At 73.0% G+C, this 20,090-nt stretch carries 21 protein-coding genes; 12 read left to right on the top strand and 9 right to left on the bottom strand.

Annotation, left to right across the window (positions count from 1 at the left end):
• The first annotated feature begins 45 nt into the window (after nucleotides 1-45).
• Nucleotides 46-1,983 (top strand): 1-deoxy-D-xylulose-5-phosphate synthase, encoded by a 1,938-nt coding sequence (dxs, locus tag KCH_RS08480; protein ID WP_035860862.1) that lies wholly within the window; start codon nucleotides 46-48, stop codon nucleotides 1,981-1,983.
• Nucleotides 1,980-3,371, top strand: coding sequence for an aspartate aminotransferase family protein (locus KCH_RS08475; RefSeq protein WP_035860859.1), 1,392 nt, complete (start codon nucleotides 1,980-1,982; stop codon nucleotides 3,369-3,371). The genes dxs and KCH_RS08475 overlap by 4 nt, the downstream gene beginning before the upstream one ends.
• 7 nt (nucleotides 3,372-3,378) lie before the next feature.
• On the opposite strand, the gene KCH_RS08470 is transcribed toward KCH_RS08475, so the two are convergent.
• The 4 genes from KCH_RS08470 to fabG all read right to left on the bottom strand — a co-directional run bounded on the left by KCH_RS08470 (nucleotide 3,379) and on the right by fabG (nucleotide 6,145).
• Nucleotides 3,379-3,654 carry a DUF6343 family protein gene (locus KCH_RS08470; protein WP_035860856.1) on the bottom strand — a complete coding sequence of 92 codons (276 nt, stop codon included), beginning with the start codon at nucleotides 3,652-3,654 and terminating at the stop codon, nucleotides 3,379-3,381.
• A 79-nt stretch (nucleotides 3,655-3,733) separates the two neighbouring features.
• On the bottom strand, nucleotides 3,734-4,591 hold the full coding sequence (locus tag KCH_RS47110) for a phosphatase PAP2 family protein (RefSeq protein WP_425268747.1): 858 nt from the start codon (nucleotides 4,589-4,591) through the stop codon (nucleotides 3,734-3,736).
• Nucleotides 4,592-5,037: 446 nt separating this feature from the next.
• Entirely contained in the window at nucleotides 5,038-5,229 is a 192-nt protein-coding gene (locus tag KCH_RS08460; protein ID WP_035860854.1) for a hypothetical protein, read from the bottom strand.
• A gap of 130 nt (nucleotides 5,230-5,359) precedes the next feature.
• A complete protein-coding gene (gene fabG, locus KCH_RS08455) occupies nucleotides 5,360-6,145 on the bottom strand; it encodes a 3-oxoacyl-ACP reductase FabG (RefSeq protein ID WP_051652889.1) in 786 nt (261 codons plus the stop codon).
• Between the two features lie 483 nt (nucleotides 6,146-6,628).
• Here fabG and KCH_RS46535 point away from each other — a divergent pair, with 483 nt between their 5' ends.
• A complete protein-coding gene (locus KCH_RS46535) occupies nucleotides 6,629-7,453 on the top strand; it encodes a MarR family winged helix-turn-helix transcriptional regulator (RefSeq protein ID WP_341865359.1) in 825 nt (274 codons plus the stop codon).
• 241 nt (nucleotides 7,454-7,694) lie between these two features.
• Here the strand turns inward: KCH_RS46535 and KCH_RS08440 are convergent, their stop codons facing one another.
• On the bottom strand, nucleotides 7,695-8,570 hold the full coding sequence (locus KCH_RS08440) for an aldo/keto reductase (protein WP_035860851.1): 876 nt from the start codon (nucleotides 8,568-8,570) through the stop codon (nucleotides 7,695-7,697).
• Nucleotides 8,571-8,937: 367 nt separating this feature from the next.
• On the opposite strand from KCH_RS08440, the gene KCH_RS08435 reads away from it, so the two are divergent.
• From KCH_RS08435 to KCH_RS08395, 9 genes are all read left to right on the top strand, one after another.
• Nucleotides 8,938-10,767, top strand: coding sequence for an ABC transporter transmembrane domain-containing protein (locus KCH_RS08435; RefSeq protein ID WP_051652888.1), 1,830 nt, complete (start codon nucleotides 8,938-8,940; stop codon nucleotides 10,765-10,767).
• 193 nt (nucleotides 10,768-10,960) lie between these two features.
• A complete protein-coding gene (locus tag KCH_RS08430; RefSeq protein ID WP_425268746.1) occupies nucleotides 10,961-12,841 on the top strand; it encodes an ABC transporter ATP-binding protein in 1,881 nt (626 codons plus the stop codon).
• Nucleotides 12,842-12,903: 62 nt separating this feature from the next.
• Nucleotides 12,904-13,152 (top strand): LapA family protein, encoded by a 249-nt coding sequence (locus KCH_RS08425; protein WP_035860847.1) that lies wholly within the window; start codon nucleotides 12,904-12,906, stop codon nucleotides 13,150-13,152.
• A 41-nt stretch (nucleotides 13,153-13,193) separates the two neighbouring features.
• Nucleotides 13,194-13,922, top strand: coding sequence for an amino acid ABC transporter ATP-binding protein (locus tag KCH_RS08420; protein ID WP_035871148.1), 729 nt, complete (start codon nucleotides 13,194-13,196; stop codon nucleotides 13,920-13,922).
• Nucleotides 13,923-13,946: 24 nt separating this feature from the next.
• Nucleotides 13,947-14,843, top strand: a complete 897-nt coding sequence (locus KCH_RS08415; protein ID WP_035860844.1) for a glutamate ABC transporter substrate-binding protein — start codon at nucleotides 13,947-13,949, stop codon at nucleotides 14,841-14,843.
• A gap of 13 nt (nucleotides 14,844-14,856) precedes the next feature.
• A complete protein-coding gene (locus KCH_RS08410; protein WP_035860841.1) occupies nucleotides 14,857-15,501 on the top strand; it encodes an amino acid ABC transporter permease in 645 nt (214 codons plus the stop codon).
• Nucleotides 15,498-16,352, top strand: coding sequence for an amino acid ABC transporter permease (locus KCH_RS08405; protein WP_035860839.1), 855 nt, complete (start codon nucleotides 15,498-15,500; stop codon nucleotides 16,350-16,352). The genes KCH_RS08410 and KCH_RS08405 overlap by 4 nt, the downstream gene beginning before the upstream one ends.
• 88 nt (nucleotides 16,353-16,440) lie before the next feature.
• Nucleotides 16,441-17,130: a spermidine synthase family protein gene (locus KCH_RS08400; protein ID WP_035860836.1), complete on the top strand. Its 690-nt coding sequence runs from the start codon at nucleotides 16,441-16,443 to the stop codon at nucleotides 17,128-17,130.
• 90 nt (nucleotides 17,131-17,220) lie between these two features.
• A complete protein-coding gene (locus KCH_RS08395) occupies nucleotides 17,221-17,547 on the top strand; it encodes a hypothetical protein (protein ID WP_157031951.1) in 327 nt (108 codons plus the stop codon).
• A gap of 7 nt (nucleotides 17,548-17,554) precedes the next feature.
• On the opposite strand, the gene KCH_RS44190 is transcribed toward KCH_RS08395, so the two are convergent.
• From KCH_RS44190 to KCH_RS08375, 4 genes are all read right to left on the bottom strand, one after another.
• On the bottom strand, nucleotides 17,555-17,782 hold the full coding sequence (locus tag KCH_RS44190) for a DUF4259 domain-containing protein (RefSeq protein WP_051652887.1): 228 nt from the start codon (nucleotides 17,780-17,782) through the stop codon (nucleotides 17,555-17,557).
• A 74-nt stretch (nucleotides 17,783-17,856) separates the two neighbouring features.
• On the bottom strand, nucleotides 17,857-18,618 hold the full coding sequence (locus tag KCH_RS08385) for a dienelactone hydrolase family protein (RefSeq protein ID WP_035860830.1): 762 nt from the start codon (nucleotides 18,616-18,618) through the stop codon (nucleotides 17,857-17,859).
• A gap of 141 nt (nucleotides 18,619-18,759) precedes the next feature.
• A complete protein-coding gene (locus tag KCH_RS08380) occupies nucleotides 18,760-19,158 on the bottom strand; it encodes a hypothetical protein (RefSeq protein ID WP_035860828.1) in 399 nt (132 codons plus the stop codon).
• A gap of 200 nt (nucleotides 19,159-19,358) precedes the next feature.
• Nucleotides 19,359-19,730 (bottom strand): hypothetical protein, encoded by a 372-nt coding sequence (locus KCH_RS08375; protein WP_051652886.1) that lies wholly within the window; start codon nucleotides 19,728-19,730, stop codon nucleotides 19,359-19,361.
• Between the last annotated feature and the right edge of the window lie 360 nt (nucleotides 19,731-20,090).

Raw genomic sequence — 20,090 nt, 5'->3', positions numbered from 1 at the left:
GACACCTACCGTCCACCCACCCGAACCAGCCGTGAGGGGCACGCCATGCCACTGCTGAGCCGGATCACCCAACCCGCCGACCTCCGCCGACTGCGCCCCGAGCAGCTCCCGCCGCTCGCCGACGAGATCCGCGACTTCCTGATCGACGCCGTCACCCGCACCGGCGGCCACCTCGGACCCAACCTCGGCGTGGTCGAACTCAGCATCGCCCTGCACCGCGTCTTCGACTCCCCGCACGACCGCATCCTCTGGGACACCGGCCACCAGGCCTACGTCCACAAACTCCTCACCGGCCGGCAGGACTTCAGCCGGCTGCGCGCCAAGGACGGCCTCTCCGGCTACCCCGCCCGCGCCGAGTCCCCGCACGACCTGATCGAGAACTCGCACGCCTCCACCGCGCTCGGCTACGCCGACGGCATCGCCAAGGCCAACCAGCTGCTCGGCGTCGACCGCTGCACCGTCGCCGTGATCGGCGACGGCGCGCTCACCGGCGGCATGGCCTGGGAAGCCCTCAACAACATCGCCGAGGCCGACGACCGCCCGCTGGTCATCGTCGTCAACGACAACGAACGCTCCTACGCGCCGACCGTCGGCGGCCTCGCCCACCACCTCGCCACCCTGCGCACCACCAAGGGCTACGAACGCTTCCTCGCCTGGGGCAAGGACGCCCTGCAGCGCACCCCCGTGGTCGGACCCCCGCTGTTCGACGCCCTGCACGGCGCGAAGAAGGGCTTCAAGGACGCCTTCGCCCCGCAGGGCATGTTCGAGGACCTCGGCCTGAAGTACCTCGGCCCGATCGACGGCCACGACATCGCCGCCGTCGAACAGGCGCTGCGCCGGGCCCGCAACTTCGGCGGCCCCGTCATCGTGCACTGCCTCACCGTCAAGGGCCGCGGCTACCGGCCCGCCGAACAGGACGAGGCCGACCGCTTCCACGCCGTCGGCCCCATCGACCCGTACACCTGCCTGCCGATCTCGCCGTCCGCCGGCACCTCCTGGACGTCCGTGTTCGGGCAGGAGATGCTCGCCCTCGGCGCCGAACGCCCCGACCTGGTCGCCGTCACCGCCGCCATGCTGCACCCTGTCGGACTCGGCCCGTTCGCCAAGGCTCACCCCGGCCGCACCTTCGACGTCGGCATCGCCGAACAGCACGCCGTCGCCTCCGCCGCCGGCCTGGCCACCGGCGGACTCCACCCGGTGGTCGCGGTCTACGCGACCTTCCTGAACCGGGCCTTCGACCAGGTCCTGATGGACGCCGCGCTGCACCGCCTCGGCGTCACCTTCGTGCTCGACCGGGCCGGCGTCACCGGCAACGACGGGCCCTCCCACAACGGCATGTGGGACCTGTCGATCCTCCAGGTCGTCCCCGGCCTGCGGATCGCCGCCCCCCGCGACGCCGAACGGCTGCGCGAACAGCTCCGCGAAGCCGTCGACGTCGAGGACGCCCCCACCGTGGTGCGCTTCCCCAAGGGCGAACTCGGCCCCGACGTCCCCGCGCTGGAACGGACCGGCGGCATCGACGTGCTCGCCCGCACCGGACCCGCCCCCGACGTGCTGCTGGTCGCCGTCGGCCCGATGGCCCCCGCCTGCCTGGACGCCGCCGCCCTGCTCGCCGCCGAGGGCATCACCGCCACCGTCGTCGACCCGCGCTGGGTCAAGCCCGTCGACCCCGCCCTGGTCACCCTGGCCGCCGCCCACCGGATGGTCGTCACCGTCGAGGACAACGGCCGGGCCGGCGGCGTCGGCTCCGCGATCGCCCAGGCACTGCGCGACGCCGACGTGGACGTGCCGCTGCGCGACCTCGGCATCCCGCAGGAGTTCCTCGACCACGCCTCGCGCGGCGAGATCCTCGAAGAGATCGGACTCACCGGCACCGGCGTCGCCGCCCAGACCGCCGCCCACGCCCGCCGCCTGCTGCCCGGCACCCGCACTCAGGACTACCGGCCCCGGATGCCGCTGACCGATTGGAGCGAACCAGCGTGACCCAGGCCGAACCGCTCGACCTCGCCGCCCTGCTCGACGCCCGCGGCGGCGACCGCTACGAGCTGCACGCCCGCTACCTCAACCCGCAGCTGCCCCGGATGCTGCACACCATCGGCTTCGACCGGTACTACGAACGCGCGAAGGGCCCCTACTTCTACGACGCCGAGGGCAACGAGTACCTCGACATGCTCGCCGGCTTCGGCATCTTCGCGCTCGGCCGCCACCACCCGGTCGTCCGGGCCGCCGTCCAGCAGGCGATGGACCTGGAGACCGCCGACCTCACCCGCTTCGACTGCTCCCCGCTGCCCGGCCTGCTCGCCGAACAGCTGATCGCCCACGCCCCGGGCCTCGACCGGGTGTTCTTCGGTAACAGCGGCACCGAGGCGGTCGAGACGGCGCTCAAGTTCGCCCGCTTCGCCACCGGCCGGCGCCGCGTCCTCTACTGCGACCACGCCTTCCACGGCCTCACCACCGGCTCGCTCTCCGTCAACGGCGAGAACGGCTTCCGCAAGGGCTTCGACCCGCTGCTGCCGGACACCGCGATCCCGCTCGGCGACCTGGACGCGCTGAAGCGGGAACTGAGGAAGGGCGACGTCGCGGCGCTGATCGTGGAGCCGATCCAGGGCAAGGGCGTACTCGCCCCGCCGCCCGGCTGGCTGGCCGCCGCCCAGCAACTGCTGCACGCGCACAAGGCGCTGCTGATCTGCGACGAGGTGCAGACCGGCATCGGCCGCACCGGCAGCTTCTTCGCGTTCCAGGCCGAGGAGGGCGTCCAGCCCGACCTGGTGTGCGCGGCCAAGGCGCTGTCCGGCGGCTACGTGCCGATCGGGGCCACCCTCGGCAAGTCGTGGATCTTCGAGAAGGTGTACTCCTCGATGGACCGCGTCCTCGTCCACTCCGCGAGCTTCGGCTCCAACGCCCAGGCGATGGCCGCCGGCCTGGCCACCCTGCACGTGATGCGGCAGGAGGGCGTGGTGGAGAACGCCGCGAAGGTCGGCGACCTGCTGCGCACCCGGCTCGCCGCGCTCACCGACCGGTACGAGCTGCTCGCCGAGGTGCGCGGCCGCGGACTGATGATCGGCATCGAGTTCGGCCGGCCCAAGTCGCTCAAGCTGCGCACCGGCTGGACGGCCCTCCAGGCCGCCCGCAAGGGACTCTTCGCGCAGATGGTGGTCGTGCCGCTGCTGCAGCGGCACCGGATCCTCACCCAGGTCTCCGGCGACCACCTGGAGGTGATCAAGCTGATCCCGCCGCTGATCGTCACCGAACGGGACGCCGACCGCTTCGTGGACGCCTTCACCGAGGTGATGGACGACGCCCACCGCGGCAGCGGCCTGATGTGGGACTTCGGCCGCACCCTGGTCAAGCAGGCGGTCGGCTCCCGCTGAACCCCGGCTACAGCTCGGTGCGGCGGCGGCGCACCACGACCCACAGGTCCGCCGCCGCCACCAGCGTCAGCACTCCGCAGCCCACCGCGAAGACGATCAGCGTCCCGCTGCTGGGCGCGCCGTGCGGCGAGGCGAAGCCCGCCCACACCGCGAACCCGGCGGTGCACAGCGCGAAGAACGGCAGGAAGACCACCGACAGCAGGAAGCGCAGCTTCAGATCGCTGCGCGCGGTGGCCGGCTCCGTCCCGCTCCGCCAGACCCTCGGCGTCCTCGCCCGCCGCATACGCAACCGCCTCCCTCTACCCTTCCAGCGTAGGACTGTCGGGCACGGGAGGCGGAGCGATGGAGGACAGGCTGGACGACTACCTCGGGCTGCCGGTCGAGCCCGCCCGGGCGCTGGCCGCGGAGCGCGGCTGGCGCACGGTGCGGGTGCTGGAGCCGGAGGCGCTGCTCACCATGGAGTACCGGTCCGAGCGGCTCAACCTGACGGTGCGGGACGGCGTGGTGGAACGCGCCTGGGCGGCCTGAGGGGGCAGCGGGAGCGGGCGGGTCGTCCAGTGCGCCACCGCCGGCTTCGGCCGGGGCACCGGCGCGGGCCGGGCGAACCGCCCCTCCCGGTGCCAGACGGCCAGCACCCGCTCGTCCAGCGCGGCGACGGCCGGCTCGGCCAGCGGCAGCGACAGCAGCACCAGCGCGCCGGCCGCCCAGCCGGCGAACACGTCCGAGATCCAGTGGGTGCCCAGGTAGACGGTGGTCAGCCCGATCGAGGCCGCGGTGAGCGCCGCCAGCACCGTGCCGGTCCGCCGCCAGCGCGCCGCCAGGTAGGCCAGCACGCCCCAGGTGACCACGGCGTTGGCGGTGTGCCCGGACGGGAAGATGGTGCCGCCGGAGAACAGCTCGGGCGAGCCCACGTAGTGCGCGTAGTGCGGACCCAGCCGGCCGGTCAGGATCTTCACCCCGCCGACCGTGACGTTCAGCAGCAGCAGCGCCATGCCCATCACCAGCAGCGGCCGCGCCGAGTGGGTGCGGTAGCAGCGCCAGCCCAGCCACAGGCAGGCCGCGATCGCGGTCGGTCCGCGCTGCCCGGCGATCACCCAGATGTCGAGGTACGGCAGGGCCTCCGGCCACACCTTGTACGGGCGCAGCTGCTGCAGCGCCCAGTCCAGGTCCACCAGCGGGGAGTCCCACATGATGGCCAGCACCACCGCGAGATAGAGCACCGCGGTGATGCCGAAGAGCAGAGCGTGCCGGCGGCTGATCGAAGGGAGTGCGGATTCCGTCGCATCGGTGACGGAATCGCGCTCGGACTGGACCGGAACCGTGCGTGGTGTGGTCGATATCCGCTTCTCGGAGGATTCGGGCTTGGCTGGCACGCCTTCGACATTACCGGCTGGCCCTGAGCGGTCCGGGCTATTCGGGGGATCTGTCACCCGCCGGTGATCGGTTGTCCGCACTATCCCCATACGGGCAGTTCAGAGGTGTCGGAGCCGGACCGGAAAGCGGCGGGGAGTGGGCCAAATCACGCCCGGGGGTGCTCCCGGGCGCCGTTTTCCCGCCGTTTCTCCAATTGGCGGGCGGGTGGTGCGAGAACGAAAGAGGCGGCCGATTTCCCGTGACGCGCGTCACTTCCGGGAAATCGGCCGCCTCGTCGGGCGGGCCGGGCGACTCAGGGCAGCACGCGTTCGACGGCCGCCGCGCCCTGCTCCTCCAGGTCCTTCTTCGCCTTCGCGACCAGCTCCGGCGTGGGGGTGCGCCCCGAGGCCATCACCAGGTCCTCGGGGTCGACCGGGTGCTCCGCCCCGGTGTGCAGCAGGTTGTCCGGGGTGGGCTTCGAGTCGCTGTCCGTGGGTTCGGTCATCAAGATCCTCCGTGGGTGGAGCGCCGCCGGGCCGGGCCCTGCGGCGGGGCGCCTGCCGCCGGTGATCGGCGGGCCTGCACGTCGAGTCTGGACCCGCGCCGGGGGCGGCGCACCACGAGCGGGCCGACGACTAGTCGAGCGGGCCGCCCGCCACGTAGATGACCTGGCCGGAGACGAAGCCGGCGCCCTCGGAGGCGAGGAAGGAGATGGTGTGCGCGATGTCGTCCGGGACGCCGACCCGCTGGACCGGGATCGCCGAGGCGGCGGCCTGCTTGAAGGCCTCGAACTCCATGCCGACCCGGGCCGCGGTGGCCGCGGTCATGTCGGTGGCGATGAAGCCGGGGGCGACCGCGTTGGCGGTGATGCCGAACTTGCCGAGCTCGATGGCCAGGGTCTTGGTGAAGCCCTGCAGGCCGGCCTTGGCCGCCGAGTAGTTGGCCTGGCCGCGGTTGCCCTGCGCGGAGGAGGAGGACAGGTTGACGATGCGGCCGAAGCCGGCGTCCACCATGTGCTTCTGGATCGCGCGGGTCATCAGGAACGCGCCCTTGAGGTGCACGTTCATGACGGTGTCCCAGTCGGACTCGGACATCTTGAACAGCAGGTTGTCGCGGAGCACGCCCGCGTTGTTCACCAGCACCACGGGGGTGCCCAGCTCGGCGGCGATCCGGTCCACCGCGGCCTGCACCTGCTCGGCGTTCGAGACGTCGGCGCCGACGGCCAGCGCGCGGCCGCCCGCGGCGACGATCGCCTCGGCGGTGCCCTTCGCGTTGGACTCCTCCAGGTCGACCACGGCGACCGCGTAACCGTCCGCGGCCAGCCGCATCGCGGTGGCGGCGCCGATGCCGCGGGCCGCGCCCGTCACCACGGCCACCCGCACCGGAGCGTCGGCGGTCACGGACGTGCTCTGCTCGGTCATCTTCGTACTCGTCTCTCTCGAAGTCGGACGACGGGACCGGCGCGGGCCGGCGACCCGTGGATGAGAAATAAATGAGGTGCGCAGCGCGCAGCGCGGCAACCTTACCGGCGGGTAGGAATTCCGGCCAGAGGCAGCGCCGCAGGTGACAGAGGGTGAGGGCGCGCGGCGGCCGAGCGGGTGAACCGGGTTGGACGTGGTCCCGACATACGGGGGAAATATGCCAACTTTGCGGAACCTGCGACTACTCTGCGCCCCTACCTGCCGGTCCAGGCCGACCGTTTGTATAGTGTGCGCCAGCAGCCACCGGCTGCACGGCCGGCGCGTCCTTACTCACAGCGGGATGCTCACTCGCCGTTACTGCCCCGCTCGGGTGTCCCACACACCCCCGAGCGTGACACCGGGACGGATTTCATGGTGCTGGGGGAGATCCCGACAACCCGCGTGCCCGGCCGACTGCAGCAGTCGCCCGGTCACCTCATTCGAGTGGCCCAGCAGGTGCACACCCGCTTGTGGTCCGAATACGTCGGTACCGAGCTGACGGCTCCGCAGTTCGCGGTGCTGCTGGTACTGGCGCTGGAACCCGGAGCCGACCAGCGCACGGTCGGTGAACGGGCCTCGCTCGACAAGGCCACGATGGCCGAAATGGTCGCCCGGCTGGTCCGACGGGGCCTGGTGCTCCGCCGCCGCGACCCCGCCGACGGCCGCCGCAAGCTGCTGGCCCTCTCGCAGAGCGGCGCTCAGGCCGTGCGCGAGGCGACCGGTGGCGTGGTCCGCGTCCAGCGGACCCTGTTCGAACCGCTCACCCCGGACGAACAGCTGGAAATCGTCCGGACCATGGCGCGGATAGCCCGGCTCGAACCGGCCGCCGTCGCCGTGATGGCCGACGCCAGGCCCACGCTGGACGCCCAGCGGGCCATCGGCTACCTGATCCGGGTCGCCCAGCAGGTCCACACGAAGCTGTGGTCGGAGAAGGTCGGCACCGAGCTGACGGCCCCTCAGTACGCCGTGCTGGACGCGCTGGAGACCGAACCGGGCGCCGACCAGCGCACGGTCGGCGAGCTCGCCTCGCTGGACAAGGCGACGATGGCCGAGATGGTCAGCCGGCTGGTGCGGCGCGGCCTGGTGCTGCGTCGCCGCGACCCCTCGGACGGGCGCCGCAACCTGCTCTCGCTCTCCCCGACCGGCCAGGAGCTGCTGCACCGCTCCACCGCCGGGGTCCGCGAGGTCCAGGAGGCGCTGCTCGCTCCGCTGGAGCCGCACGAGCACGCGCCGGCGCTGGCGCTGCTCGCGAAGGCGGCTCGGCTGTAACGATTCTGCAAAGCGCTGCCCTCGATTCGGGCGGCGAACGCGCCCCGGCGGGCACGCGGCACCGCCCGGGACGCGCCGGAAAGGGGCCGACACCTCGTCAGGTGTCGGCCCCTTCCGGTTCTCCGGGCACCCCGGCCGGCCCTCCGGTTCGTCACGCTCCGTGCTGACGGGCAGTCAGCATTCGCTGATGCCGCGTCAGTCAGAGTGTCCGGAAGGCCGGTTCGGGGCATCGGACGGGCCGTCAGTTCCAGTCGAAGCCGGCCGGGTCCGGGCCGATCCGCTGGTCGGTGGCGACGGCGGCGATCGCCGCGAGGTCCTCGGCGTCCAGCTCGAAGCCCGCCACGTCCAGGTTCTCCCGGATCCGGGACGGGGTGACCGACTTCGGGATCGCGATCACGCCGCTCTGCAGGTGCCAGCGCAGCACCACCTGGGCCGTCGAACGGCCGTGCTTCTCGGCGATCCGGACCAGCGCGGGCTCGGCCAGCAGGTCGCCGCCCTGGCCCAGCGGGCTCCAGGCCTCGGTGGCGATGCCGTGCTGGGCGTGGAAGGCGCGCAGCTCGGCCTGCGGGAAGTACGGGTGCAGCTCGACCTGGTTCAGCGCCGGGACCACCGAAGCCTCCTTGAGCAGCAGCTCCAAGTCCGGGACGCGGAAGTTGGAGACGCCGATCGCGCGGACCCGGCCGTCGGCGTGCAGCTGCTCGAAGGCGCGCCAGATGTTCAGGAAGGTGCTGCCGTGCATCGGGCGCGGCCAGTGGATCAGGTACAGGTCCAGCTGGTCCAGCCCGAGCTTGGCCAGGGACCCGTCGAAGGCGCGCAGCACGCGGTCGCGGCCCTGCTCGCCCGACCAGTCGACGGTGCCGGAGTTCCACAGCTTGGTGGTCACGAACAGCTCGTCCCGGGCCACGCCGGCCTCGGCGATCGCCCGGCCGGTGCCCGCCTCGTTCTCGTAGATCTCAGCGGTGTCGATCGAGCGGTAGCCCGCCTCGATCGCGGTGCGCACCGCCGGGACGGCTTCCGCGTCCGGCACCTGCCAGACGCCGAAGCCGAGCTGCGGGATCCGCACGCCGTTGTTCAGCGCGACGGAGGGGATCTGGGGGACTGCGGGAGTGCTGGTCACGAGAAGGGGTGTCCTTCGGTTGTGCGGAGCTCTTGACGGTGCTCTTGGCGTGCGGGTGCTTCCAGAAGGGCGGCAACCGGGTCGAACAACTGTCTATTCCCCCTGTCCGAGAGTTCCCCTTAACGAATGAAACGCTTCGAGCGCGGCGGCCGAATCGGGCCGATCCGCAGAAAAACCTGTTGCGTGCGTCACATTGCGGCAGCCACGCTCCCCAGCATGTGAGAACGCACCGACCGTCCGTTCGCCGCCCGCCGCCGCTCCCGGCCGGCCCCCGCGGCACCCCGAGGCTCCCTGCGGCCCTGTAGGCCCCTCCGCCGTGCCCTCCCCGGCGGTCCTCGCCCGACCCTCGTCCCACCACGGAGCGACCATGCCGCTCGTCCCCCTGCCGCTGCCCGACCCCGGCAGCCCCGATCTCGGCTCACCCCTCGGCTTCCTGCGCTGGCTCCAACGCTCCCAGCGCAGGGGCCAACTGCTCGCCACGCTGTGGAGCGTCCTGGAACTCGGCTGCACGGCCGCACTGCCCGTCGCGGTCGGCCGCGGCGTCCAGGCCGTCGTCGACGGAGACGGCTCCGGGCTGCTGACGGCCGGGCTGCTGGCCCTGCTGCTCTCCGCCGGCCAGACCGCCACCACGGTGCTGGTGCACCGCCAAGTGGTGTGGAACTGGATCCACGCCGCCTCCCAGGTCCGGCAACTGCTGTCCCGTCAGGCCTCCACCCTCGGCGCCGCGCTGAGCCGGCGGATCGCCACCGGCGAGATCGTCGCCGTCTCCAGCGGGGACGTCGAGAAGATCGGCTGGTACGTCGAACTCGCCGCCCGGCTGTACGGCGCGGTGCTCGCCTGGCTCGGCGTCAGCATCGCCGTGCTCTGCTGGCAGCCCGGCCTCGGCCTCGCCGTGCTGCTCGGCGTCCCCGTGCTGGCCGCCGCCGTCTGGCCGCTGCTCGGGCCGTTCGAACGGCGCTACACCGAGCAGCGGGCGCTCGGCGGCAAGGCCTCCGAACTCGCCGCCGACACCGTGGCCGGGCTGCGGGTGCTGCGCGGCATCGGCGGCGAGGAGCTGTTCCTGCGCCGCTACCGGGCCGCCTCCCAGCGGGTCCGCGCCGCCGCCGTGCGCACTGCCCGCACCTGGTCCGTGATGCAGGCCCAGGAGGTGCTGCTGCCGGGCCTGTTCGTCATCGGCGTCACCTGGTACGGCGCGCACCTGGCGCTGAACGGCTCGATCGGCGTCGGCGAACTGATCTCCGTCTACGGCGCCACCGCGTTCCTCGCCGCCCCGCTGCGGGTCATCGGCGAGGCCGCGCACGCCTGGAGCGTCGCCCGGGTCTCGGCCGGCCGCGTGGTGTCCGTGCTCGCCCTCACCCGGGACGGCGCGGCCGCCGACGGACCGACCGCCGCGGCCGACACCGACCCCGCGGAGCTGGTGCGCCGGGCCGAGCGGTCCGACCTGCACGACCCGGCCAGCGGCGTCACCGCCCGCGCCGGCCGGCTGACCGCCGTGGTCTGCGGCGACCCCGACGCGGCCGGCGAACTCGCCGCCCGGCTCGGCGGCCGCCCCGCCCTGGCCGACGGCGAGACGCCGCTGCCCTCCGCCCGCCTCGGCGGCGCGGAACTCGACGCGGTGCCGCTGGCCGCCGCCCGGGCCGCCGTGCTGGTGCACGACAAGGAGCCGATGCTGCTCTCCGGCACCCTCGCCGAACTGCTCGACGTCCCGCGCTCGGGCCGGGTCGAGCCCGCCGCCGCCCTCGCCGCAGCCCACGCGGGCGACGCGCTGGAGGCCCTGGTCGACGGCTCGCCCGAGTGCGGCGGCGACCCGATGGCCGCCAGGATCACCGAACGCGGCCGCTCGCTCTCCGGCGGCCAGCGCCAACGCCTCGCGCTGGCCCGCTCGCTGGTCGCCGACCCGCCCGTCCTGGTGCTGGACGAACCGACCAGCGCGGTGGACGCGCACACCGAGTCCCGGATCGCGGCCGGCCTGCGCGCCCTGCGCGAAGGCCGCACCACCGTGGTGCTGGCGACCAGCCCGCTGCTGCTCGACCAGGCCGACACCGTCCTGCTGGTGCACCACGGCCGGGTCTGCGCCGGCGGCACCCACCGCGAACTGATGGCCACCGAACCGCGCTACCGGGCGGTGGTCACCCGCGACGAGACCGACCTCGCGGCCGCCGGCGCCGGCGTGCCCGCACCGGGAGGTGCGCAGTGACCTCAAGCACACCGCCGACCTCAAGCACGCAGCTGACCTCAGGCGCGCCGCTGACCTCAGGTACGCCGCAGCGAACGGCCATGGCGCAGTGCCCTGCTGACGGGGCGTCGGCGCACCACTCCCGTCCGGTTGTCGCCGGAGACCGGGGGAGCAACCGAGAACGAGCCGGAGAACGAAGGCGAAGGAGCACCCGGTGAAGCCGCCGAGGATCAAGGAACAGGGGCCGGCCACCACGCTGCCGGTCGGGTCCGCCGCAGCGGTGCGGGCCTACGGGCGGATGCTGGCGCGGCGTCACCGGCGCGGGCTGGCGGGCGTGGTGGCCCTGCACGGCACGGCGACGGTGGCGGGCCTGGTCGGGCCGGCCGTGCTCGGCTCGCTGGTGCAGACGCTGTCCACCGGCGGCGGCGCCGACGGGATCACCGCCGCGGTCGGCTGGTACCTGGCGGCGCTGGTGGTGCAGTCCGCGTTCACCGGGCTGTCGCTGCTGCGCGGCAGCGTGCTCGGCGAACAGGTGCTGGCCGACCTCCGGGAGGACTTCCTGGTCCGCTCGGTCGCCCTGCCGCTCGGCGTCCTGGAACGGGCCGGCACCGGAGACCTGGTCTCCCGCGGCACCACCGACATCGACCGGCTGGCCCGCTCCATCCGGGACGCGGTGCCCGAACTGGTGGTCGCGGTCGTCTCGGTGCTGCTGGTGCTGGGCGCGCTGCTGGTCACCTCGCCGCTGCTCGCCGCCACCGCCGTGCTCGGCCTGCCGCTGCTCGTCCTCACCTCCCGCTGGTACTTCCGGCGCGCCCCGCAGTCCTACCGGAACGAGTCCGCCGGGTACGCCGCCGTCAACACCGCGCTCGCCGAGACGGTCGACGCGGGGCGGACGGTCGAAGCACTGCGGCTCGGCGCGCGCCGGGTCGAACTGACGGACCGGAAGATCCACGAGTGGATCTCCTGGGAGCGGTACACGCTGTGGCTGCGCACCGTCTGGTTCCCCACCGTGGACGCCACCTACGCGCTGGCCGTGCTCGGCACCCTGGTGCTCGGCGGGTTGTTCGCCCTGCACGGCTGGATCGGCCCGGGCCGCCTCACCACCGGCGTGCTGTACGCCCAGGCGCTGGTGCACCCGGTGTCGCGGATCCTGCGCTGGTACGACGAACTGCAGATCGGCCAGACCTCGCTGGCCCGGCTGGTCGGCGTCCACGAGGTCGCCGAGCCGGAGACCGACGCGGAGCTGCGCCCCGACGGGCGGCGGGTCGAGGCGCACCGGGTCAGCTTCGGCTACCGCGAGGGGGCGGACGTCCTGCGCGAGATCACGCTGGACGTCGAGCCGGGCAGCCGGGTCGCCCTGGTCGGGCCGTCGGGGGCGGGCAAGTCCACGCTCGGCCGGCTGCTGGCGGGCATCTACGCGCCCGGCCGCGGCCGGGTCACCCTCGGCGGGGCGCAGCTGTCCCGGATGCCCGCCGAGCGGGTGCGGACCGAGGTGGCGCTCGTCAACCAGGAGCACCACGTCTTCGTCGGCACCCTGCGCGACAACCTGCGGCTGGCCCGCGCCGAGGCCGACGACACCGAACTGCGGGCCGCGCTCGCCGCGGTGGACGCCGCGGACTGGGCGGACGCGCTGCCGGACGGGCTGGACACCGAAGTGGGCTCGGGCGGCACCGTCCTGACGCCCGCTCAGGCCCAGCAGCTGGCGCTGGCCCGGCTGGTGCTGGCCGATCCGCACACGCTGGTGCTGGACGAGGCGACCTCGCTGCTCGACCCGCGGGCCGCCCGGCACCTGGAGCGCTCGCTGTCGCGGGTGCTGGCGGGGCGCACCGTGGTGGCGATCGCTCACCGGTTGCACACCGCGCACGACGCGGACGTGATCGCGGTGGTCGAGCAGGGCCGGATCACCGAGTACGGGCCGCACCCGGAGCTGGTGGCCTCCGGCGGGCCGTACGCGGCGCTCTGGCGCTCCTGGCGCGACGAGCGGCCCGCCCGCCGCCCGGACGGTACGGGCGGCGCGGGCACTGCGGTCGGCGCGGGAGGCGCGGGCGGTGCGGTGGCGCCGGTCGGGCCGGGGGAGTGTGGTGCGGACGGGTGAATGCGCGGCCCGGGCGGTGGTGGTGCGACGATCACCGGCCGGGACGGGCGCAGACTGCCGGGGTGACCAAGACTTCAGGTGGTTCTCCGTCCGGTGCCCAGCGCGGTGAGATCGCCGGCATCCCGACCCGGTACATCGGTATCGGCGTCATCGTGGTGCTGGCGATCTGGTTCCTGTTCGCCAACCTGGACAAGGTGAAGATCCAGTTCTGGGTCTTCACCGTCACCTGTCCGCTCTGGATCGCGCTGCTGGCGACGCTGCTCGCGGGAACGGCGCTCGGCTGGCTGCTGAAGGGGCGGCGCACCAGGTGACGGGTCCGCAGGAGGCCGCGGCCCGGCCGTCCGGCGAGCCGCTGATCGAACTGCGCCGGGTGAACAAGCACTACGGCGCCCTGCACGTGCTGCAGGACATCGATCTGACGGTGGGTCGGGGCGAGGTCGTGGTGGTGATCGGCCCGTCCGGGTCGGGGAAGTCCACGCTGTGCCGGGCGATCAACCGGCTGGAGGCGGTGGAGAGCGGCGACATCCTGATCGAGGGCCAGCCGCTGCCCGCGGAGGGCAAGGGCCTGGCGAAGCTGCGCGCCGAGGTCGGGATGGTGTTCCAGTCCTTCAACCTGTTCGCGCACCGCACGGTGCTGCAGAACGTGACGCTCGCCCAGGTCAAGGTGCGCAAGCGCGGCAAGGCGGAGGCGGAGGCCAAGGGCCGGGCGCTGCTGGAACGGGTGGGGCTGGCCTCGCAGGCGGACAAGTACCCGGCGCAGCTGTCCGGTGGCCAGCAGCAGCGGGTGGCGATCGCCCGGGCGCTGGCGATGGACCCGAAGGCGCTGCTGTTCGACGAGCCGACCTCGGCGCTCGACCCCGAGATGATCAACGAGGTGCTGGAGGTGATGCGTTCGCTGGCCGCCGAGGGGATGACCATGGTGGTGGTCACCCACGAGATGGGCTTCGCGCGCTCCGCCGCCAACCGCGTGGTGTTCATGGCGGACGGTCGGATCGTCGAGGACCGCGTGCCCGAGGAGTTCTTCGCGGACCCGCGCAGCGAGCGGGCCCGGGACTTCCTGTCCAAGATCCTGAAGCACTGAGGCGGCGCGGTGAGGAAACAGCTCTTGCCCGCGCTGACGCTGCTCGCCGTGCTGCCCGCGCTGGCCGGCCTGTCCGCCTGCGGCAAGGAGGGCACCCCGCCGCCGAAGGGCCCGCAGCCCGGCGCGCTGCCCAGCTACGAGGTGCGCACCGCCGCCCCGATCACCGGCTCGCCGACCCTGGACGCGGCCCGCGCGCGCGGCCACCTGGTGGTCGGTGCCAAGGAGGACCAGCCGTACCTGGGGCAGAAGAACCCGGCCACCGGCGAGTACTCCGGCTTCGACATCGAGATCGCCAGGATGGTCGGCGCCTACCTCGGCTTCGGCCCGGACCGGATCGAGTTCCGCACCATCGCCTCCGCGAACCGCGAGACGGCGCTGCAGAACGGCCAGGTCGACTACTACGTGGGCACCTACACCATCAACGAGAACCGCAAGAAGCTGGTCGGCTTCGCCGGCCCGTACTTCATCGCCGGGCAGGCGCTGATGGTCCGGAAGAACGAGACGAAGATCAACGGCCCGCAGGACCTGGCGGGGCGGAAGGTCTGCTCGGCGGCCGGCTCCACCCCGTACCAGCGGATCCAGGCCAACTACCCGAAGGCCGAGCTGGTCGGCTACGACACCTACTCGGCCTGCGTGGACAACCTGATCAGCAATCAGGTCGACGCGGTGACCACCGACAACGCGATCCTGCAGGGCTACGTGGCCAAGGTCCCGGACGAGTTGAAGATGGTCGGCGAGCCGTTCTCCACCGAGCCGTACGGCATCGGCGTCCCGAAGAACGACACCGTGCTGCGGATGGCGATCAACGACGCGCTCCAGCTCAACATGGACAACGGCAACTGGAAGAAGGCGTACGACGCGACGCTCGGCCTGTCCGGGGTGCCGGCGCCGCAGCCCCCGGCCATCGACCGGTACAAGTGAGCAGGGGGCGCGGATGAACGTGCTGACCGACAACTGGTCCACCTACTGGCACGGCTTCCTCGGCACGCTCTGGCTGACCCTGGTCAGCGCGGCGCTGGCGCTGGTGCTCGGGGTGGTGATCGCCGGCTTCCGGGTGTCGCCGGTGAAGCCGCTGCGGGCGTTCGGCACCGGCTGGGTGACGGTGCTCCGGAACACCCCGCTGACCCTGCTGTTCTTCATCGTGGTGCTGGGCCTGCCCCGCTTCTCCATCACGCTGCCGTTCTTCACCTTCGCCGTGCTGGCGCTGGGCTGCTACACCTCCGCGTTCGTCTGCGAGGCGCTCCGCTCCGGCGTGAACACGGTGCCGGCCGGGCAGGGCGAGGCGGCCCGCAGCCTGGGCATGACGTTCGGTCAGACGCTGAGCCTGGTCGTCATGCCGCAGGCGTACCGCGCGGTGATCGCCCCGCTGGGCAGCGTGATGATCGCGCTGGCGAAGAACACGGCGATCGCCGGCTCGTTCAGCGTGGTCGAACTGCTCGGCACCTACCGGACCATCAACGAGCTGGGCTACAGCATCATCTGGACCTTCGTCTGGATCGCTGTCGGCTACCTGATCCTGACGCTCGCGATCAGCGCCCTGTTCAACGTGCTCGAACGACGGGTGGCGGTGTCCCGATGACGGTGGAGTCCTCCGCGCTGTACGACGTCCCCGGCCCGAAGGCGCTGGCCCGGCACCGGCTGTACGGCTTCCTGGCGCTGGTGGTGATCGCCGCCGTGCTGGGCTGGGTGGTCTGGATGCTGTTCCACACCAACCAGTTCACCTACCAGAAGTGGACGGCCTTCCAGTACAAGGGCGTTCAGCGCCTGCTGCTGGACGGCCTCGGCAACACCCTGAAGGCGTTCGGCTGGACGGTGCTGTTCGCGCTGCCGTTCGGCGCGCTGTTCGCCGCCGGGCGGCTCTCCGACCACCGGCCGGTGCGCTGGGTGTCCACCGTGGTGGTCGAGTTCTTCCGGGCCATGCCGCTGCTGGTGATGATCTTCTTCATCTTCGTCGCCCTCAAGGTCGAACCGCTGTGGGCACTGGTCGCCGGCCTCACCCTGTACAACGGCTCGGTGCTGGCCGAGGTGTTCCGGGCCGGCGTGCTGGCCGTCCCCAAGGGCCAGAAGGAGGCCGCGTTCGCGCTCGGCCTGCGCAAGACGCAGGTGATGACGTACGTGCTGGTGCCGCAGGCCGTCCGGGCGATGCTGCCGACCATCGTCAGCCAGCTGGTGGTGGCGCTGAAGGACACTTCGCTTGGCTTCCTGATCACCTTCGAGGAGTTCCTGCACGCCGGGAAGCTGATCGCCACCAACCTGGACTACGACCTGCCGTTCATCCCCGTGGTGATGGTGATCTCCCCGATCTACATCGGCATGTGTCTGCTGCTGTCCTGGCTGGCCAAGTGGCTGGAGGCGCGCGGCCGTCGCAGCCCCAAGGAGGGCGCGACGCCGATCGCCGAGGCCGGTCCGGTGCTGGACGCGCAGGGGTGATCCGGCGGCCGGAAATGCCCGGCCCCGGGCCGGGGCGATCGGTTAGGGTCGATTGGTCCGTGACCGCGTGCTGACCAGGAGTTGCCGGATGTCCGTGCTGCCCACCCGCCAGGGCCTGCCCGAGGCCGAAGTGATCGACCGGCGGGAGGGCCCGTACGGGGAGGTGGCGCTGCGGCGGCGCGGCGGGCACTACGAGATCATCGCGAACGGCTGCTTCCTGATGGACACCGCCGACGGCCGCTCCGAACGGTTGCTGGTCCAGGCGGCGTTGGACGGACTGGCCGCGCCCCGCCCGAGCGTGCTGATCGGCGGCCTCGGCGTCGGCTTCTCGCTGGCGTACGCCGCCGCCGAGCCTCGGTGGGGGCGGATCGCGGTGGCCGAGCGCGAGGCGGCGATCATCGACTGGCACCGCACCGGCCCGCTCGGTACGTTCTCCGCCGGCGCGCTGGACGACCCCCGGGTCGAGGTGCTGCACACCGACCTGGTCCGCTACCTCGCCGAGTCCGCCGACCGCTACGACGCGCTCTGCCTCGACATCGACAACGGCCCGGACTGGACGGTCAGCGAGCAGAACGACAGCCTGTACGGCCCGGCCGGCCTGGCCGCCGCGGCCGCCCGGCTCCACCCCGGCGGCATCCTCGCGGTGTGGAGCGCCCAGCCGTCCTCCGCCTTCGAACAGGCGCTGCGGGACGCCGGGTTCACCGAGGTCCGCACCGAGGAGATCGCCGTCGAGCGCGGCGTCCCGGACGTCGTCCACCTGGCCCGGCGGGCCGGCTGACCCGATCGCAGACGGAGCGGCCGGATTCGGTGGGGAAGTCGTGTACGTGACGCGTTCCCACCAGCCCCCGCGTGCGGCATGATCATCGTCATGTCGGACGAGAAGACCGACCTCCTGGCGTGCCTCTGGGACGAGTTCAGCGCCATGAGGTTCCCCGCGGGCTGGTACGACCAGGAACCCGAAGGCACCTGCCTGGTCACCCTGGACACCGTCCTGACCGGCTTCGCCGCCAACGTCCTCGATGGCCCCGCCCTCGGCGCCCGCCACCGCGACCACCTGCGCCGCCGCATCCTGCTCCTCGGCCAGCTGCTGCCGGCCTTCGCGGCCGACGGCTACGCCTCCCGCTACTTCGTCGCGCTGTACCGGATGGCCGTGCTGGCCGAGGAGATCGACGGCGAACGCGGCGACCCCGCCTGAGCCTCCGTCAGGCCGCTGCCGCGTGCAGCACGGCCCGGAGCCGCTCCACCTCGCGCCGCCACTGAGCCCCCTGGTCCGCGTCGTCCCAGAGCTCGGCGAGTTCGGAGTCCGCGCCGAGCACCGTGCCCAGCGCGTCCAGGGCGGTCCGGCGGAGGCCGGCGCCGAACACCGGCAGCGGCTCGTCCGGCCCGTAGGCGGTGCTGACCGGGCCGCCGCCCGGACACTGCGCGGCCACCAGCGCGGCAGCGGCGACGATCCCCGGAGATCCTCGCAGCAGGGACTGACGGGCCGTCGGCGCGAGCGGGCCCGTCAGAGGGCGGGCCGGGGGTCGGCGGGCAGGGCCTCGGCGAGCAGCGGGAGCAGGCGGTCCCAGTGGAGTCGCAGGCCGGCGGGGCTGAACGCGGAGGTGTCGGACATGGTGAAGCCGTGGACGGTGCCGGGGTAGATCTCGGAGGAGTGGTCGAGGCCCGCGGCGTCCAGCGAACGGTTGAGCTCGGCGAGGGTCTCGGGCGTCAGGTCGGTGGCGGCGTGGCCGAAATGGAGCCGCGCGGTGACCTCCCCGAACAGCTCGGGCCCGTCCGCGGCCACCGGGGCGTGGAAGGCGCCGACCGCGGCCACCTGGTGCGGGCGGGCCGCGGCGGTGCGCATCGCCAGCAGGCCGCCGAAGCAGTAGCCGGTCACCGCGACCGGCCCGGGGCGGACCTCGGGCCGCGCGGTGAGGAAGTCGAGGTAGTCGGCGGCGTCGCTCCGCGAGAGCTCCGCCGTGTGCGCCCGGATCAACGGCATCAGCCTGGCGAACAGGTCGGCCCGGGACTCGTCGATGAACGCGGGCAGCTCGATCACCGGCGTCGGGCCGTGCCGGTGGAAGGGGTTGGGGACGAGCACGTAGTACCCCTGCCCGGCCAGCTCCTGCGCCAACTCCCGCACCACGGGCCGGATCCCGAACGCGTCCGGGTACATCAGCACGCCCGGGTACCGCCCGCCGCCGTCCGGGTGCACGGCGAACGCGTCGGCCCGGCCGCCGCCCGCGGTGGGGATGCGCAGCTCGGTGCTCAGGGTCTTGCCGGTCATCGATTCTCCTGTCGTGGTGGACGTTTCGAGCCCGAGGTCGACACACGACGGAGCGGAGCCCGCGCGAGGCCGGGGCCGGCGGTGCAGGTCAACGGTCCTGGGACGCGCGGGCGTTGCGGCAGCTGCCGTTGCGACGAGCCGTCAGTAGGCGGCGTTCGCACGGTCGTTGAACCAGTCGGGCAGGTTCGGCCACCACTCGCCGGCGCCCGCGGTGAAGGTCAGGCCGTCGCCGGACAGGTTCACCTTCTGGCCCGAGTAGCTGCCCCAGCTCCGGAGCGAGGAGACCTTGTGGTTCACCAGGACCGGGAAGACCGTCCAGCTCCCGAGCTGGAACTCCCAGCAGTCGCCCGCGTAGTTGTAGTCGGTGAACACCTGCCCGTACCCCGCCTGCCCGTAGTGCGTGCAGTTGCCCGCCGCCTGGGCGCCGGGGGCGACGGCGCCGAGCGCGGCCGCAGTCGCCAAGGCGACGAACGAGGCCTTGACGGCCGTGGCGGCCTTGACGGCGTTCCGGCGGGGCTTCCTGGAGGAGCTCAGGGACATCGCGATCTTCTCTCGTGTCGTGGTGTCTGCCACGAGTGATGATGATCGTTCGGCGGAGGGCGGACCAGTAGGGGCTCGGCCAAGCTGGGCACAGAACTCGCCGCGGCGGCCGCCTGTCCCGCGGCAACCGGGGAACCGGGACGGAGGCCGCGGGACCGGCGAACGGCGGGCCCGGTGGGGGCCCGCCGTTCGGGATCCGGTCAGCCGAAGGGGCTGGTGGCCGGCGGGGCCGGCGGCGCCTGGGGAGCCGCGGCGGGCGCCGGCGGTGCGGACAGGCCGCCGAAGGGGTTGAAGTCTGCCGGGGGGACCTTGACCAGGCGGCCCTTCGGCTTCTCCTCGTCGCCCTCGCCCTCGGCGGCTGCGGGCGCGCCCGCGCTCGGGGCCGGCGGGGCGAACGGATTGAAGTCCGCCGGGGGCACGTTGACGAGGCGTCCCTTCGTCGGGTCCGCCGCCTCCGGCGGGCCGGCCGGGGCGGGCACCGTCGGCGGCGCGGTGGGCCGCGGCGGGATGTTCGACGAGGACGGCGGGCCCGTGACGGTGCCGAACGGGTCGGCCGGCTCGGCGGAGACCACCGTCCCGAACGGGTCGGCGGAGGCCGGACGGGCGGGCGCGGCGGCCGGGGTCGGAGCCGGAGCCGGGCGGCGGGGGCCGCGGGGGCGGCGGACTGCCCGAAGGGGTTGAAGTCGGCCGGGGGGACCTTGACCAGGCGTCCCTTCGGCTCCTCCTGCTCGCCGTCGGCGGCCGCGGGCGCGCTCTGGGCGGCGGGCGGGGCCGGAGGAGCGAAGGGGTTGAAGTCCGCCGGGGGCACCTTGACGAGGCGTCCCTTCTTCGGGTCGGCCGCCTCGGGCTCGGGCGTGGGCGCGGGTGCCGGTGCGGCGGCCGGAGCGCCGAACGGGTCTGCGGCTCCGAAGGGGTCCGGGGCGCCGAACGGG

Source organism: Kitasatospora cheerisanensis KCTC 2395 (genome assembly GCF_000696185.1).
GTDB lineage: Bacteria > Actinomycetota > Actinomycetes > Streptomycetales > Streptomycetaceae > Kitasatospora > Kitasatospora cheerisanensis.
This window is presented reverse-complemented; position numbering and strand designations above follow the sequence as displayed.

Coding starts and splice junctions, on each gene's coding strand:
- dxs (WP_035860862.1), top strand. CDS start 46: ATGCCACTGCTGAGCCGGATCACCCAACCCGCCGACCTCCGCCGACTG.
- KCH_RS08470 (WP_035860856.1), bottom strand. CDS start 3,654: ATGCGGCGGGCGAGGACGCCGAGGGTCTGGCGGAGCGGGACGGAGCCG.
- KCH_RS08460 (WP_035860854.1), bottom strand. CDS start 5,229: ATGACCGAACCCACGGACAGCGACTCGAAGCCCACCCCGGACAACCTG.
- fabG (WP_051652889.1), bottom strand. CDS start 6,145: ATGACCGAGCAGAGCACGTCCGTGACCGCCGACGCTCCGGTGCGGGTG.
- KCH_RS08435 (WP_051652888.1), top strand. CDS start 8,938: ATGCCGCTCGTCCCCCTGCCGCTGCCCGACCCCGGCAGCCCCGATCTC.
- KCH_RS08410 (WP_035860841.1), top strand. CDS start 14,857: ATGAACGTGCTGACCGACAACTGGTCCACCTACTGGCACGGCTTCCTC.
- KCH_RS08405 (WP_035860839.1), top strand. CDS start 15,498: ATGACGGTGGAGTCCTCCGCGCTGTACGACGTCCCCGGCCCGAAGGCG.
- KCH_RS08400 (WP_035860836.1), top strand. CDS start 16,441: ATGTCCGTGCTGCCCACCCGCCAGGGCCTGCCCGAGGCCGAAGTGATC.
- KCH_RS08395 (WP_157031951.1), top strand. CDS start 17,221: ATGTCGGACGAGAAGACCGACCTCCTGGCGTGCCTCTGGGACGAGTTC.
- KCH_RS08385 (WP_035860830.1), bottom strand. CDS start 18,618: ATGACCGGCAAGACCCTGAGCACCGAGCTGCGCATCCCCACCGCGGGC.
- KCH_RS08380 (WP_035860828.1), bottom strand. CDS start 19,158: ATGTCCCTGAGCTCCTCCAGGAAGCCCCGCCGGAACGCCGTCAAGGCC.